Here is a 223-nt window from a genome sequence, read left to right on the forward strand (position 1 = left end):
ATGATGATGGCTGTCGACCGGCAGCGCGGCCTTCCGCAGGGTGGAGAAGGACAGAACGGCCGCGCTCGTCTTCGGTCCGATCCCCGGAATGCTCTCGAGCCAGGCGCGCGCTTCCTCCACCGGCATCTCCTTGAGGAAATCGAGGGACAGGCTGCCGTGCCGCTCCTCGATCGCCCGCAGCACCGCCTGCAATCGCGGCGCCTTCTGCTCCGGCCAGGTCACG

1 protein-coding gene is annotated in these 223 nt (G+C 68.2%); it reads right to left on the minus strand.

The genetic code is table 11. From position 1 onward, the window contains the following. A partial coding sequence (locus E4K09_RS24120) for an endonuclease III domain-containing protein (RefSeq protein WP_134500195.1) occupies nt 1–223 on the minus strand: 223 nt, incomplete at both ends.

The sequence above is a fragment of the Microvirga pakistanensis genome (assembly GCF_004458765.1).
Taxonomy (GTDB): Bacteria; Pseudomonadota; Alphaproteobacteria; order Rhizobiales; family Beijerinckiaceae; genus Microvirga; species Microvirga pakistanensis.